11 protein-coding genes (1 of these 11 cut by a window edge) are annotated in these 16,437 nt (G+C 45.0%); 9 read left to right on the forward strand and 2 right to left on the reverse strand.

Going from position 1 to position 16,437, the window contains the following annotated elements; all coding sequences use genetic code 11:
- Positions 1 to 466 precede the first annotated feature (466 nt).
- The 5 genes from Cabys_RS04035 to Cabys_RS04055 all read left to right on the forward strand — a co-directional run bounded on the left by Cabys_RS04035 (position 467) and on the right by Cabys_RS04055 (position 3,455).
- Positions 467 to 982 carry an AAA family ATPase gene (locus tag Cabys_RS04035; protein ID WP_044281183.1) on the forward strand — a complete coding sequence of 172 codons (516 nt, stop codon included), beginning with the start codon at positions 467 to 469 and terminating at the stop codon, positions 980 to 982.
- 33 nt (positions 983 to 1,015) lie between these two features.
- Positions 1,016 to 1,363: a hypothetical protein gene (locus Cabys_RS04040; protein WP_218921397.1), complete on the forward strand. Its 348-nt coding sequence runs from the start codon at positions 1,016 to 1,018 to the stop codon at positions 1,361 to 1,363.
- Between the two features lie 57 nt (positions 1,364 to 1,420).
- On the forward strand, positions 1,421 to 1,660 hold the full coding sequence (locus tag Cabys_RS04045; RefSeq protein ID WP_044281184.1) for a hypothetical protein: 240 nt from the start codon (positions 1,421 to 1,423) through the stop codon (positions 1,658 to 1,660).
- The gene (locus Cabys_RS04050; protein WP_006928882.1) at positions 1,657 to 2,040 is read left to right on the forward strand and encodes a type II toxin-antitoxin system VapC family toxin; all 384 of its coding nucleotides are present in this window, start codon (positions 1,657 to 1,659) and stop codon (positions 2,038 to 2,040) included. The genes Cabys_RS04045 and Cabys_RS04050 overlap by 4 nt, the downstream gene beginning before the upstream one ends.
- A gap of 176 nt (positions 2,041 to 2,216) precedes the next feature.
- The gene (locus Cabys_RS04055) at positions 2,217 to 3,455 is read left to right on the forward strand and encodes an ATP-binding protein (protein ID WP_006928883.1); all 1,239 of its coding nucleotides are present in this window, start codon (positions 2,217 to 2,219) and stop codon (positions 3,453 to 3,455) included.
- Between the two features lie 276 nt (positions 3,456 to 3,731).
- Here the strand turns inward: Cabys_RS04055 and Cabys_RS04060 are convergent, their stop codons facing one another.
- Positions 3,732 to 5,432, reverse strand: a complete 1,701-nt coding sequence (locus Cabys_RS04060) for an agmatine deiminase family protein (RefSeq protein WP_169833692.1) — start codon at positions 5,430 to 5,432, stop codon at positions 3,732 to 3,734.
- A 112-nt stretch (positions 5,433 to 5,544) separates the two neighbouring features.
- Positions 5,545 to 8,892 carry a C25 family cysteine peptidase gene (locus tag Cabys_RS04065; protein WP_006928887.1) on the reverse strand — a complete coding sequence of 1,116 codons (3,348 nt, stop codon included), beginning with the start codon at positions 8,890 to 8,892 and terminating at the stop codon, positions 5,545 to 5,547.
- Positions 8,893 to 9,111: 219 nt separating this feature from the next.
- On the opposite strand from Cabys_RS04065, the gene Cabys_RS04070 reads away from it, so the two are divergent.
- From Cabys_RS04070 to Cabys_RS04085, 4 genes are all read left to right on the forward strand, one after another.
- On the forward strand, positions 9,112 to 13,242 hold the full coding sequence (locus Cabys_RS04070) for a T9SS type A sorting domain-containing protein (protein WP_006928888.1): 4,131 nt from the start codon (positions 9,112 to 9,114) through the stop codon (positions 13,240 to 13,242).
- Positions 13,243 to 13,691: 449 nt separating this feature from the next.
- On the forward strand, positions 13,692 to 14,582 hold the full coding sequence (locus Cabys_RS04075; protein ID WP_006928889.1) for an electron transfer flavoprotein subunit beta/FixA family protein: 891 nt from the start codon (positions 13,692 to 13,694) through the stop codon (positions 14,580 to 14,582).
- Positions 14,583 to 14,621: 39 nt separating this feature from the next.
- Positions 14,622 to 15,641 carry an electron transfer flavoprotein subunit alpha/FixB family protein gene (locus tag Cabys_RS04080; protein WP_006928890.1) on the forward strand — a complete coding sequence of 340 codons (1,020 nt, stop codon included), beginning with the start codon at positions 14,622 to 14,624 and terminating at the stop codon, positions 15,639 to 15,641.
- Positions 15,642 to 15,660: 19 nt separating this feature from the next.
- Positions 15,661 to 16,437: the 5' end (the start) of an acyl-CoA dehydrogenase family protein gene (locus tag Cabys_RS04085; RefSeq protein WP_006928892.1), read on the forward strand. 945 nt of this gene lie beyond the right edge of the window; 777 of the gene's 1,722 nt are visible here — the first part of the coding sequence; its start codon is at positions 15,661 to 15,663; its stop codon lies off the right edge, out of view.

The following is a 16,437-nucleotide window of genomic DNA, read 5'->3' on the forward strand; positions in this document are numbered from 1 at the left end:
AGGATTTCCACCAGTATTTTTTTATTGGACATGTTTTATTTGTACACGATTCTTTCTTTCCTGTGCTGCATTGTTCTGGAAATCCTTCGCCCTTACGGATGAAGAGTCATCAGCCTATCATGACGCAGCGATTGGAATGCCATCCGTGTTAAATAAATACCGCTGAGCGTGAATTCGATCTGCTGTCACCCTCTCACCCAGACGTTTATTATGGGAGAAGGAAATCGAGGGGGTGAGGGCAATTAATAGAAACAATTAAAACATTCTTTGCGTCCAATGTGGCTTCTCTGTGCTTTGTGTGGTTGCTTAAATCCCTGCGGAAATGTTGTTGGTCGCGGCTTTGCTGCTCTGGAAATTATGAACCTTAATTATAATTCTATCAACTTTTTTAAAATCCATGCATTCTGGAAAATTATTGACTAAAATGTGTATCATTTTAGTCAATAATTAAACAGAATGTCGTGTTATGGAATTAGCGCATCTAAACGAACTTCATCTTCTGGCGCTTGAGGAAGCGCAAAAATACCCCCGGCGACGTTTTATTTTTGATGAAATCTTGAAAGACAAAGGCAAACATTTTATTGGAATTATAGGCCCAAGAGGTTCAGGAAAAACAATTCTATTAAAACAGATCGCGGCGAAGGTTCCGGATTCGTTCTATCTTTCGGTCGATGTATTGCCAGACATTGATCTATTTCAGGTCGCAAAACAGTTAATCGAAACGCAAAAGATTAAATATCTTTTATTTGATGAAATTCATTTTAAAGTTCATTTTGCCCGCGAATTAAAAAAGATTTATGATTTTCTGGATGTTAAGGTGATTTTTACCAGCTCCGCTTCTTTAGTCATCCGCCAACCCGAATTAGACCTCTCCTGGTGCGTTAAATTTTTTACCGTGTTTCCCTTTTCCTTTAGAGAGTTTATTTACTTCAAAACCGATACTTTGATTCCTTATCTGGAATTGGAGGACATCTGGAAATGACAATGGCAACGAACGCACTTACTTTACAATTATTTGTTTGATTCTTTTCTAAAAGGTGGAATAATGCCTTTTTCTTTAGAGGAAGAAGAAATTTTATCTTTATTAAAAAATGTGTTAACGAAAATACTTTACAGTGACTTACCAGCCATACATGATTTGCGTACCAGCGAACTTCAAATCATTGAAAAACTGGTTCAATTTATTGGAAAAGCGGAAATCGATGGCATTAATTACACATCGCTTTCCAGAAATCTTGGGATTACCAAATACAAGGCAGAACGTTATGTTCAATTGCTGGAGCGTGCCTTTATTTTGAATGTGGTCTTGCCAATCGGAACAAATGTTTTAAGAGAGCCCAGAATAACAATGAATCTGCCCTAACGTTTATTATTTCGTTCATTTGAAGATGCCATTGGCGCGCTTCGGGAAGATTTTGCCGTGGAAATGTTGAAAGCGGCCGGTTATGAGTTTTTTTATCTAAAGTCCACCAGAGGAGAGAAAACGCCCGATTATCTTGTCCGGACAAAGGAAGGTGACTTTGTGGTAGAAATCGGCGGCAAGGGTAAAGGACGACTGCAATTTAAAGGGATTAAGGAAAATCGTAAAATGATTTTTGCACATGCAGCCCGGGTCGGTGATTTAAAACGCCCTCTTTTTTTATTGGGATTTTTAACATGATTTTGCTTGATACCACTGTGTTGTTCTGGTATTTACGCGGAAATGAAAGGCCTTTTAAGGTTATTGAAAACCAGGAGAGTTTTTTTATTTCTGTCGTAACGTACATTGAACTTGTCCAGGGAATGAGGAATAAAAAGGAGCTAAAATCACTCAGGATCGCTTTACGTACATGGCACACGAATATTTTAATGATCAATGAAGAAATTTCAGCACGGGCCATGTTTCTGGTAGAGCGTTATTATCCTAGTCATTCATTAACTCTGGCAGATACTCTCATCGCCTCAACCGCCATTGTTCATGGCTTGCCCATTTTAACGGCTAACGACAGGCATTTTAAAATCGTGAATAATCTGGAAATTCAAAAGTTCAGTCCTTCATGAAACCATCTTAAAAAGAGTTCTGGTAAGTCTTACTAAAATAACCGGAGTACTTTCCCATTTACACAAGGTTTAACCTGCCTGAGCTCAGCAATTCGAGAATAAAGATTTGGATAATTTGCCACTAAATGGTAAATTATCCACCATGTGATGGCAAATTATCCAAAAAGGTGTGTTTAATGATTTTCCGAAGAATTACGCCCAAAATTCTTCAGGCGCTGAAATTCAGCCCGGTTGTTTTGTTAAATGGCGCTCGCCAAACTGGGAAAACCACACTCGTTAAAGCCATCGCCAAAGAAAAAAGTTTCCGTTATGTAACATTGGATGATTTAACCACATTACATGCCGCTAAAAGCGATCCGCAGGGATTTATTGCTGCTTTTGACAAACCGCTGATTATTGATGAAGTTCAGAGAGTTCCTGAACTTTTACTGGCGATTAAAGCCCGTGTAGATCAAAGTCGCCAACCGGGTCAATTTTTACTTACCGGTTCGGCCAATGCTTTAATGCTGCCTAAAATATCAGAATCTTTAGTCGGTCGCATGGTTATTCTGACTTTGTTCCCACTTTCTTATGATGAAATAAGGGGACAAAAGAACACAATAATTGATGATTTGGTTGAACAAAAAATAAATTCAACGCAAGCAAAAGAAATCTCTAAAAATGAATTGTTTAATTTCATTTTACTTGGTGGCTTTCCTGAATTACAAAAATTAGCAAATGAAAAACAAAAAAAGGCCTGGTTTCAATCGTACATTTCAACCATCTTACAGAGAGACATTCAGGATTTGGCCAGAATTAATGGTATTTTCGAGCTGCCGCGTCTTTTTTCCTATTTGGGCTATCAGGCAGGTTCCCTTCTTAATTTAAGCAATCTGTCACGCGAACTCGGAATGCCGGTTTCCACACTTAAACGCTACGTTACACTTTTAGAGGCGATTTTTCTGGTTCATCGCCTCCCTGCCTGGTTTCGCAATATTGGTAAACGACTCATTAAAACACCTAAAGTATTTTTTAATGACTCAGGGTTATTGAGCCATTTACTTGGAGTAAATGCTGAAAATCTTGAAAGCAACCCTAAAATTTCAGGACAGTTATTTGAAAATTTTATATTTCAAGAATTAATCAAGCAGATCAGCTGGAGTGAAAGCCAACCTCAACTCTACTATTTTAGAACGGCGGCCGGAAAAGAAGTCGATTTTATTTTAGAAACAAACAACGGGCAATTAATTGGGATTGAAATAAAACTGAAAGAAACCATTCAAAGCAAAGATTTTGATGGGCTGCGCGAACTTATGAACCTAACAAACGGGCAATTTAAGGCCGGCTATGTACTCTCTTTAAGTAAAGAAGTCGTGCCTTTTGGTAACAATTTATTTACTTTGCCGTTAAGCTTGTTTTTGCAAGGTTTTAACTAAGGCAGCTTTGCCGCAAGCAAAATCCACCGCAACGTGCGCAAAGTAATTTTCTGGCAGATTGCGCCAATTATCTCAGAAAAAAATTAAACAAGTCGGAACAATTTACACCCGAGGTTGTCCCAAAAGTCAAAAACAATGCATGAGTCCACTCTAAAAAGGTATTCCTTTACTATTCCAGCAAATAATTCATTAAAAAGGTAAATTGTTTTTAAGATTTCTCTCTTCGTTCGAAATGACAAATTCCCCTTTTTAAAGCGATCTCAAGAATTAAATTCCCTATTTAATCAAAACCAATTTTCTGTAGGTAGAAAACCCCTGACCGCTAACGCGCAACAAATAAATTCCGCTGCTCAAATTTTGCCCATGAATTCTAATTTGTTGTTGTCCGGCATTAAAATAGTGTGTGCCGATTTCCTTCACTTTGCGCCCGTCGATGGAATAAAGCGTAAAATTCACTTCAGATGATTTGGGCAAAGAAAATTTACACACCGCCTGTTCGTTGAATGGATTGGGATAAACGGAAAGGATGGAAAATGATTGGGGCCGCGCAGCGTCCCTTGCGGCAATTTCAGAAGTCCCTTCAACGGTAAACTTCCAGGCGCCTCTGGCTCCCACCAGCGGTTTGCTGGTTACCTTGCCATTTGAGGCAAATGCCGTGAGATAGTAAAAGACTTCGCTGCCGGCGGGTTGGGCCGGAATCTGCGCTACAAAGCTGTCGTTGTTTGTGTAAGTCATCTTCAAAGCAGTAAAGCCCGAAGTGGTGTCGGTCGTCCAGTAGGTTAAGGCGCTGTCGATTCCGGCGGAGGTGCGGATGACGGCGGCCACCTGGTAGCTGGCATCGGTTTCGGTGGCTGAACGGATTTTAGCGTGGGCAATAAAAATCGGGTTACGCGCGCCCAGCTCATGGGTAATGCAGTGGATGGCTCCATTGAGGCTGATGATGTCGTCGCAGGGGATGCCTACAATGCGGTAGCCGGGTAGCGCCTCGCGGTAAATACGAAAGGCCGTGGTGTCGTACTTTTCTTCGTAGGTGGGAATGATGACAGTTTTGTTGACAAAAACGCTATTGGTGTAGGTGCGATAGGCGCCGCCTTCGTCCGGATATTTGCCGTATTTGTCCGGCGGCATGGGAATGCGCACCACCTGCCAATCACGGCCATAGCACGTCTGGTAATTATCGAGTAAATATTGCAGATTCGCTTCAATTTGCGGACCGTCGGCCACGCCCTCCGGATATTCTCCCACCAGAATCGTCTCTTCGTCTAACAACTTCATGTGCATGTCGATATGGTGGATGTCGTCGTAGGGCAGAGTTTCAAATTTGATGTAGCGATCTATGCCCATGAACTGATACATGATATCGTCAATCTCGGCTTCGGTGTGATCAGGGTTTTCCTCTAAAATGAGTTTGGAAGAAAAACCGGTGCCCAGGCCGTCGGTCATAAAATTACCGCCGGTGGCTGTTAAATCATAAGGCGGTTGGGTCATCTGGTACAAATCGACGTTGTAAGCGTTGGCCATGGCGGCCGGCAGAACATCGTCGTCAGGCCGGGGACGGTTGTAGATCCAGTCCGTAAAAAACAGGCTGTCCGTACCTTCTTCGTAAATGGAAAACGGCCCGTAATCCCGGCACCAGATGGAATTGTAATCTTCAATCAAAAAGGTAATGTTATTAATCGGCACATCATTGGAGAGTAAGTAGGCTTTAACCTGATTGGAATCGCTGCACACAATGTACACGCGGCACTCTTCCTGTGCGTAGCGGACGATTTCTTTTAGAATATGGTAGTAATCGGCCCATGTAATCATCAGACCGGAAAGCTCTTCCCACTCAGCCATGGTGCGCACCGGATTGGGCGGCGGCGTTTGATAGGCCGTTTCAACCACCGGAGAGCGATAGTTGCCTATTAGCTGCTTTTCTTGCGAAGTTAAAGCGTGGGGTAGCGTCCCCTGAGCAAAAGTGAATTGAACACTCAAAAGGATTGTCAGTAAAATGAACCCATGTTTTCGCATTTTGAACCTCGTTATCTTTGGATTCAAAGGGAGAAAAAAAGAGGAAACCCGAGCGAGGTTTCCTCTTAGTATGTATTTATTTTACCAGTAAAATCTTTTGTCTGGCGACGTGTTGCCCGGCCCGGGCCTGAACAATGTAAATACCGCTGGAAACGGCCTGCCCCGCGTCGTCATGCCCGTCCCAGCTAAGCTGATGAATGCCGACGCCGCGTTTGCCTTCGAACAGGGTTTTGACTTTTTGCCCCAGCAGATTGAAAATAAGAATCTGTACCTCCGTCTGCCGTGGAATCTGAAAGCGAATGGTGGTGCTGGGGTTAAAAGGATTGGGATAATTGTTTAGCAAACGGAAATCGTTAATGGCCGCGCTTCTTTCGCGCGCTGCCGAAACGCCGGTGGTAAACACGTCGGCCTCCCAGCCCGTACCGCCCAGGATGGGATTAGAAACAAAATGGAAGGTCAGAGCGCCGGCGTCGTTGGTGGCTTCAATTTCACCGGGATTCTGGTCGCCGGAAAAGGGACTGCCCGGAACCTGTGGATAGGTGTCGTCGGGGCCGTCGTAAATGTACAGCTTGTCGTAATTGGCAATGGTAGAAAAAGAGTGAAACACTACTTTAACCGCAGCGCGATCGGCAGGCAGAAAAGTAAGCGTGGAGTTTTCACTGGTGCCGTAATTGCCGTCTTTCCCGCCGCTGTCGTAAAAATAGCCGTCGGTTACTTCAAAGGTGCCGTCCTGCATCAGGTAAATGGCTTTGCCACCGATATTAATTTTAAAGGTATCGATGCTGGTGTACGCCCCGCAAACGGCGTTAAAGTAAAGTTCGGCTACTTCGCCTTCAGGCGCATCGGAGGAGGCCGACACCGTAAAAACGCAGGCAACGGTATCTTGTACGGCAAGAGGAGCAATCGCCACGCTATCGGTGTGTATGGTCAGGTAAGGGCTGCTGGTGGTCAGCGTTGCTTTGCCGGATTCGCTGGCTGCGTGCCCCTGGTTAAATAGCGGGATGCTCATGTCTGCCGTTTCTCCCGCGTCCAGAATGCCGTCGTCATCGCCCTGGGCTCCGTCGTAAATGGTCAAAGAGCCGTTGCCAAGATCAGGGGCGTTAACCACAAACGAAATGTCAGAAGTCCACTGGCGGGTGGAAGTATCGCTAAAAGTAACCGTGCAATTAACGGTGTGCTGGTCCGGCGTTCCGTCGGCCGCCTGCAGTAAAAAGGCCTGCGGTCCCGGTACAACGGCAGAAGTGTCGATGGTGCCGTAAAAATGGCTATTATCCTGAATTTGAATATAGGTATCGTTAGAAGAGAGCTGCGCATCAACATCGATTCCCGGTTCATTACCGATATTTTTGGCGGCCACATCCAGATAAAATTGTTCCTGATATTCAACCTGCGCATTGTTGTTGCCCGTGCTCTGGTCATTGATCTGATACGAATCTACCACAATATTGGGGCCCTGGCCGCCGCTGACAGGAATCTTTTTGTAAACGGTTTGTTTGTTAAAGGCCGTGACAACCAGCAAGGCCGAATCCTGCTCAAAGGTGTGTTCGATCGTTACCTGACCGTTTGCATCGGTCAGAGCGCTGTAGTACATGCCGTTCTGCGAAATACAAACCATGGCGTCGGCAACGGGCTGGCCGCCGCTTGTAACCGTGGTGGAAAACGGCGTTCCGGCTTCAATGTTTTCGTTAGAAAGCGTTACATCTGCTGGAGCCTGCGTCCGCACCTGAAGCGCCGGATCGCCAAAGGTACACCAGGTTTGAACGGTTTCCACATCGGATGAGGAACTGGATTCATTGAGCATCAGGGCAAAACCATTGATGACAATGGAGCCGATGAAAGTGCGTTGTTCATGAGTGTTAATGCCGTTCTGGCCGGGATGATCGTCGTAATTGTAGCCGCCAATCAAGATATCGTTAAAATAATCCTGTCCGCGCATGGGCGGCTGCCAGGGTTGATTGATGGTGCTGCCTAAGAACATCACGGCGCCGCCGTTGTCTTTTTGTAGCCAGGCTTCGGCAAAACAGTCGCCGTCATCAAAGGCGCCGTTAACGCAGGCCACGGAAAAAATAAAGGGCAGCATATCGCCGTTGGTTAAATTGGCCACATCGTTGTTGTCAAATCCGGTGGTGCCCCAGGAGGTCATGGAGCCGTGCCCGCAGTAATTAATGATGCTCACCCCGTCGTTCACCGCATTGGCCACCATGGCATCGGTCGCCCCGGGATCGTACGCGGTGGAGAAAATATCGTACGTAAAAGGATCTAATTTATTGTCCCAGATGTTCTGGATGTGGTCTTTATCCACTTCGCCGTCGTCGCCGCTACCCGAGCCCTCAGCCGATCCGATGCCCAGCGCGCTTTTGTACCAGTCCATGCCTGCGTCGGGATTTTTTTCGTATTCGATGATTTTATTGACCTGCACGGTGACGTCGGCCGGAGAATTGGCCGAAAGGCGCCCCACGCTAATGTCCGCGTAATAATCATCGCCGACCACACAGCCTAATTGTGGATCCATCGGACCATTTTCGCTGGTGCCTTTGTCTGACTGCACATCGTCGTAATCGCCAATCAACAACACATAAAGCAAGTTGTTATTTTCATCGTATTTTTGTTGAATTAGACTTTTAACATTGGTTCCTTTGGGAACAACTTCCAGGGCAACATTAAAACCTTTCTCCCGCTTCCAGACGATGTAGGGGGCAACGGCGGCCGTATCGCGGTCGGTCGAAATCACCAGAATATCGCCGTGCTGCCCGTAATCGAGGTCCTGAGTGTTGCGTGTGTAGTTCAAAAAGGTGGTCTGATAAATACCGTCCATTTCCGGTAAAATTTTATATCCGGGCATGCGGATCAACGGATTGATCGGATTGCTGTCATTTTCAGTCAGCGTAATCTTTATGGATTTAAAAACTTTTAAGGTTTTGGTGGCGGCATTGTACTGAAACGGGTAAAAATAAACCGTGGCGCCTCTAACGTCTTTTAAGATGAACGGCCGACTCTGGCGCACAAATGCCTCGGGGTACCAGCTATCGGTAATAGAAGCCGGATCGATCCAGTAGGGAATGGTGTCCGGATCCTGGTTGCGGTAAATGACGCCCCTGGAAGGCAACATGGGATAACGAAGTTGTATTTCTTCTGTCTCCACGGCCTCAATATGCAAATCCATATTCTTAAGAGGCGGTAACTGAAGGGTGGCATGCACAAATGGCAGGGCGGCGTACCCCTTTTGTTCCAGTTTTACGCTGCTACTAAAATCGAGATCAGAAAACACCGATCCGTCTTCATCGACGATTTTAATTTCATAATTGAAAAGCGTAAAGGTAAGTTGATGCGCATCGCTGGCAATTTTTTGATAATCGATCTGATAGTCGCGTGCCAGAAGAGATGCTGAAAAAATAAACAGGAAAAATAAATTAAAAAAACGCATTTTTTGTCCTCCAATATTCCCAAACCCACATTATTTGCAATATACTCATTAAACTTTGAATGTAAAAGCCAAATAGATCAAAAAATAGATCATAATTTTATGAAAATAGACTAAAAATTTTCTTCCTATCCTTTAGATTTTGAGTCAGCCGACGAAAATGATCAATAAGTTTTTATAAAAATAAAGTTTTCTCCTAATTAAAATGGGAGGGAGGGAATCATGAAAAAGAGTGTACTTTTTTTAGGGATTACTCTTATTCTTCTGATAAGAGTGCACGCTCAAAATAGCGGCTTATTTCCACATGCCACCTGGCTGCAAGATGTGCATTGGGCTGGGACGATTTATGCAGGCATTGGCGCGCCGGTGATGATTGATGTGCAGGCGCATGCCGGAGAGCACGGAGAGCTGACCTTTTATTTAAAAAATGACGCGGAAAAAGCAAAACCGCTTATTGATGAAATCCATGCTCAAGGACAAAAATACTGGCTTAATCTTGATGCTTCCCGTTTAGAAGGTATTACCGGGCAGGAAATTGTCAATGATGGGCAGGGCATTACCGATACCCTGTTTGGCGCCCATGTGTCTCTGGAAGGTTACGTTTCTGATATTAAGAAAAGTATTAATCGGCCTGCCTGGCGTAATTATGTTATTGCCTGTATTAAAAGAGCTATCGAGGCAGGCGCCGATGGCTCACAGCACGACGGCGCCTGGCCGCCTTTCGATTCTTTTGATGAAGATGATCTGGAAGCCTTTAAACAATACGTGATTGACAATGGGATTAACGCTTATGACTGGGATTACAACAACGAGACTTTTGCAGAATATTTACTGCGCAAAGGGAAAACCGATGACAATGTTTTTGATAATGAAAACGATCCCGTTGAAGTTCAGGAATTGGTGGATGACTGGAAAAGCTTTAAAGCGGTTCACACATTAGAATCCTGGCAAATGGTGCGAGACAGTTGCCAGGCTTTTGCTCAATCATTGGGGCAAAATTACACTCTGGCCATCAATGCCGCTTCGGATTTTGGCACAAGAAACGGTCATGTTTATTTGGCAGGCGATTATTACATCGGCGAGTTTTTTGGCTGGGGAAATTATTATCCTTTAACCGGCAGCGTAACGGCCCGCGCTAAAATGGCTGAGGCCTTTGGCAAGCGTTTTATCTGTTGGTCCAGTCCTACTCTGGAAGACATTGACGATGGCGATCCCAATACGGGCTATGGCATCGAAATTGAAAGTGAAGCCGAAAAGATATTAGCCGCTCAACTTTACGCCAGCGGCGGGCTTCCTCAATTAAAATACCCGGCTAACCGCACCTATCCAGTTTTTTATCTGGCACAAAACAATAGCGATCTTTTGAATTCTGTTTTTCCCTTTGGCGAAACGGCTGTGCTCATGTCTCAGGCCCAGATGATTCAGGATAATCGCGGACTTCAGGGGCTGGTCGTTGTTCTGCAGGATATCAACCGCAGCCTTGAAATAAAGTGGCTAAAATCAAACCTGCTCTATTTACAGGACGATTTTTCTATAAACGATATTCAGGGATACAAAGTGGTATTTTTACCCGAAGTTTTTTACCTGACCGATAATCAAAAAAATGTTTTATTAGATTATATGGATGCCGGCGGAACCATTGTTGCCGTTAGAGGCAATGTGGAATACTGCGGACAGTACAATGAACATGGCGATGAAAATACGGTACCCGCCTGGACGTCCATTGCTGATCAATCGAATTCAGGAATATTTGCGTACGGAAATGGGCGCTACATTAATATTGCGCATAACATCAATGAGCCGAATGGTTATCCTCCTTATTTGTACGGCCTGGCCTATTTAAACTACAAGGCGGACCCGGATATGGATTATTTGGCGGCGGCCATTCGCGATACCATTCAAAAATGGATGGACGAAGCAATACCCATACGTGAAGTTTACAGCGCCTCGCCTCTCTCTTATGTGCGCTTTTTTAGATATCAGGACAGTACGCAGCACCATTACCTGTACCAGGTTTTGTCCGATTCGGTGAATCTGGATACGCGTAAACCTGTTCCAGTAGAGGCGTTCACTGTAGAACTGGCCGTTTCTGCCAATTCTTACGGGCGGTTGTTTAAAACCACATGGTATTCCATTGACAATCCGGAAGGAGTTGAGATCGGAAACGATCTGGTTGTAGATCAGAATACGGGCCGTGTTAGCGTAACGATTCCCGCATTTTTTAGATGGGGCTTTGTGCATCTGGACGGATCGGAAAGCGTTGCTCAAACCCTTAAAATTGGCAATCTGGCCATTAATGGATCGATGGAGTTCAGAAGGCTTAAAAGTAAATCTGATGTAACCGGAACCTGGGAGGTGTTGTCCGGAACGCCCGATCAATTTGAAGTTGAAGTTTGGACCAATATAAGGAATGTGGGAGCGCCGGTGATTAGTAATCAGACGACCGGTAAGGCTGTAGAAAGTTCTGCTTTAAAAAAGGAAGAATTTGACAAAAAATATCTGGAAGGCGCGATTCGTTTGTTAACGGCGCAGATCAGCGCGGCTAATACCGAATACGCCATTGACGGCAGCGCACTCCATGATAGCGTTGTTTATCTTTATCGGGTGCGCGCTATCCAAAATACGGATACATCGGCATGGATCCACCGCTTCTTTTACAGAAATGCGCCTCCGGGGGCGCCCCATGAATCTCAAATTTTTACGGCTATTCAAAACTTATGGTACTACACCGATAATGGCTCTTCACCGCCAGATACCAGTTATCATCCCATCATTGCCTTTAATAAGGCTCCTAATTATGGCGGCGACTACGAATTGGATTCTCTTATGTACGGCTTTTACGTTTACACCGATAGCCTGGGAAGTAAACAGGGCGACACCCTTTCGACGTTGTATTTAATCGGTAAACAATTCAAGCACAAACTGGCCTGGAATCAATCCATGCCCGACGCCCGAGGCGATATTCAGGATACGGTAGAATTTTCATTAGAACCTTACGAAAATTTCGGCATTTATTTTAGAGCCATTGCCTCCGACGGGATTGACAGCAGCGCATTCAGCCCCTGGTTCTGGTTTTATCTGGATAACCACAACGACCCGCCCAATCCTTTTCATCTGATTGAACCGACCGATTATAGCAATCTTGAAACAGAAGTGCCCTTTAAATGGACTAACAATGGCGATCCCGATCCCTTTAACAAAGAGAACTTAACCATTAGCCGGGTCGAAATTTTGTTTGATTCTTTACCAACCTTTAGTTCACCCGGGCTTAAAGTTTACACCATGGATCGTAGCGGAGATGAATTTGAAAATGACACTATTGTGGTAAATTTACCATCGAACTTTTTTAATGCCGAAGGCCTGAACGCTTACCCGATTGTTTATTGGAAAGCCAGAATGTACGATTACGACTGGCATTCAGCCGATGGCTCAAATCGCTTGTTTAAGGATAGTGAAGAAACCTTTACCTTTTTTATTAGCGGTTCCTCGCAGAATTTAACCACACCGCAGTTAAAGTCGCCGGTCAATCATGCACAGTTTTTACCTCTTTTTGTGAAATTAGAATGGCAACCGGTTAATGGAGCAGAGTTTTACATTTTACAGGTAGCCAAAGATGCCTACTTTAATACAAAAATTGTGGATGACCCGAACGTCAAAAAGACCGATTTTATGGTAGGTAAATTGGAAGCAAAAACGACCTACTTCTGGCGTGTAAAAGCCCGAAATACCAGTGGGCAGAGTAATTGGTCGCCGGTATGGCAATTTACAACGCTGGCGCCGCCTGATCCTGTGGTTTTAATTTTCCCCGGGAACAACACGACTGTTCTTACAGATACCGTTCATTTTTCGTGGTTTTCGGCTAAACCGTTTGTTGAACGCTATGGTTTTGAATATTCCACAGATCAAGCGTTTAGCAATCCCTTTGTTGATACGACTGTGGTAGATACCGTTTACAGTTTGACGGGGTTTAGCTCCGGGCAGACCTACTACTGGCGTGTACGGGCCTTTAATCAGGCTGGCTGGGGCAATTACAGCGCGGTGCGCACTTTTAAAGTTGATTTAACCGCCATTGAACAAAATATCATTCCGGAAGCGTATGAACTGTCACAAAACTTTCCAAATCCGTTCAATCCATCCACCCATATTGCGTTTTCATTGCCGGAAAGGGCCAGTGTGAAAATTGAATTGTTTAACGCAAAAGGACAAAAAGTGAAAACCATTTACGAAGGAGAAAAAGCGGCGGGGGAATATCAGATTGAAGTTGAACTTTCAGGCTTGCCCAGCGGTGTTTATTTTTACAAAATGAGCTCGAAAAGATACACCCGTTCACGCAAAATGATATTGTTAAAGTGAGACAAAAAGTGAAAAAACGGAAGGTCGATAAAAAGCCGCCTGGAACGGTTCCGGGAGGCCTGAGATTCGTTCAGCAAAGGAAATAGTGTAATAATTTGCTTCTCGCAGAATTGCGCGGTTTTTTCTGTGAATAACTGCGAAGTCTGCGAGAAAATTGCTTTGCGCGCGTTGCGGTTGATTTTGGTTGCGGCAGTGCTGCCTTAGATATCAATTATAATTCAATTCTGACCATTCTGCCAATAATTAAAAAATCAGGTTGATTTACACTCTTTTTTAATTCTAATATGCGGCTTTCCAGCGTTAAAGATTGTGTTTCATTTTTAATAAATCAATTTAGAATCAAAAAAGTAATTTTTATTATTTTCGGTAAAAACCGGTTTGCACAATAAAATTTCATTTTTTATATTCTACATTCCTCGAATATAAATCAATAAAACAGGGAAGAGCGTATGAGTTACAAGATTGTCGTTTTAGTCAAACAGGTCCCGGATACGGCTAATATCTCCGGAGAAGTGATGAAGCCTGATGGTACCGTTAATCGCGCCATGTTGCCGGCTATTTTTAATCCAGAAGATAAAGTCGCTCTGGAGCTGGCCTTGCAGGTTAAGGATCGTCACGGCGCGCAGGTGGTCGCCATGACCATGGGGCCGCCCAAGGCATCGGAAGTATTACGCGAATGTTTGTACATGGGGGCAGATGAGGCGATTTTAATCAGCGATCGAAAATTTGCCGGTGCCGACACTCTGGCCACCTCTTATGTGCTGAGCGCGGCTTTGCAGAAAATAGGCGATTACGATCTGGTCTTTGCCGGGCGCCAGGCCATTGATGGCGACACAGCCCAGGTTGGTCCGCAAACCGCTGAAAAGTTAGGAATCCCTCAAATTACCTACACCGAAGAAATTGTTAATCTGAGTAAAAAGCAGATTACCGTAAAAAGAAAAATAGACGGCGGACAGGAAGTGGTTGAGGGAAAACTGCCTTTGCTTTTGACCGTGGTTAAAGATGCCGCCATTCCACGGCCGTTCAAAGCGCGCCGTGTGATGGCTTACAAAAACGCCCGCACCTTAATGGAACTGGAAAAACTGGTGGAAGGCAATTCCCTCCTTTCTATCGACACCCTGCAAGATGAGTATCAGTCCAAAGGGCTGTTTATTAAAACCTGGACCATGGATGATCTGAATGTGGAACCTGAACGCTGTGGTTTGCATGGATCGCCCACCAAAGTTCACAAGGTGGAGTCGGTGGTTCTGGCCAGTAACGAACACATAAAAATCGAACCGACCAAAGAAGGCATCGGCCTTTTAATTGATAAATTATTGGAAGATCATGTTCTGGGTTAATTTTTAAATCCAAATGAATTCAACTGGGAAGGGTTACAAATGGCAAATGATAAGCCGCAAGTCTGGGTATTTGTGGAACAACGCTCAGGTACGCCAGCCGACGTAAGTTTTGAGCTGCTTTCTAAGGGCTATAAATTGGCTAACCAATTAAAAGGCTCTTTAAAAGCGGTGGTAATCGGACACAACATGAAGGATGTTGCAAAACGCACCTTTAAATACGGGGCCGACGAAGCGCTCGTCGTTGACCATCCTTCTTTAAAAGAATACAATACCTTACCTTACAGCCGGATTTTAAGCCAGCTAATTGACGAACGCCAACCACGCATCGTTTTGTTCGGCGCAACGTTTATCGGACGCGACCTTGCGCCCCGCGTGGCTTCGCACACCAAAAGCGGTTTAACCGCAGATTGTACGGATTTGCAAATTTCGGATGTGACCTATTTGCGCAAAGATTATAAAGATTTATTGTTGCAAATTCGCCCGGCTTTTGGCGGGAATATTATTGCGACCATTATCACGCCGGATACCAGAGTGCAAATGGCCACCGTGCGTGAAGGCGTAATGGAAATGCACGAACTGGAAAAAGCGGTAAACGGCAAAATTACCGAGATCCCTTACACACCCGATCCCAGCGATGAGCTGGTTAAAATTATTGAACATCATCGCGAGGAGAGCAAAGTGAATCTGAAAGCCGCGCCGATCATTGTGGCCGGCGGCTATGGAATGGGCTCTAAAGAAAACTTTCAACTGCTCTACGAGCTGGCCGATTTGTTAGGCGGCGAAGTAGCCGGTAGCCGCGCGGCCGTTGACGCCGGCTTTATTGAGCATGAACGACAGGTGGGGCAAACCGGCGTAACCGTTCGTCCACGCCTGTACATTGCCTGCGGAATTTCCGGCGCCATTCAGCATCGGGCCGGTATGGAAGAATCCAAAAAGATCATCGCCATCAACAACGACCCCGAAGCGCCAATCTTTGATATTTGCCATTATGGGATCGTAGGCGATGCAATGGAGGTTATTCCCCAATTCATCGAAGTTTTTAAACATAAACTGAAATAAACAAACGGTCGAGGATGCCATGGCTAATTTTTTTACAGATAATAAAGACCTGGTTTTCCAGTTCGAAAACCTGGATTTGAAAGAAATTGTGGAAATTGCTGAAAACAATTACAAAGAAGCTGAAACATATAATTTTGCCCCGCGCGATTACGAAGATGCGATGGATAACTATCGCAAAGTGCTGGAAATTGTCGGCGATATTGCGGCCAACATTGTTGGACCGAATGCCGCCGAAGTGGATGAAGAAGGGGCGCATTTTGAAGACGGTAAAGTAACTTATGCCAGAGGAACGCAATTAGCGCTGGACTACCTTACCAAGGCAGAATTGATGGGTTTTACCCTGCCTCGTAAGTATGGCGGACTTAATATTCCTAAAACCATTTATATGATGGCCATTGAAATGATCTCCCGCGCGGATGCTTCGCTAATGAATATTTTCGGTTTACAGGATATTGCGGAAACCATTTACAAATATGGCGACGAAGCGCAAAAACAGGAGTTTTTACCGCAATTTGCAGCAGGCACGGCAACCGGCGCCATGGCCTTAACCGAACCAGACGCCGGCTCTGATTTGCAGGCGGTAAAGTTGCAGGCCTACCAGGATGAGAATGGGCAGTGGCGCTTACGGGGCGTTAAGCGTTTTATCACAAATGGTAACGGACGAATTCTCCTGGTTCTGGCCCGTTCTGAACCGGGCACAAAAGACGGCCGCGGCCTGAGCATGTTTGTCTGTTACGGCGACGATACGGTGAAGGTGCGGCGTATTGAGAATAAACTGGGCATTCACGGCTCGCCA

It is taken from the genome of Caldithrix abyssi DSM 13497 (assembly GCF_001886815.1).
Classification (GTDB): Bacteria; Calditrichota; Calditrichia; order Calditrichales; family Calditrichaceae; genus Caldithrix; species Caldithrix abyssi.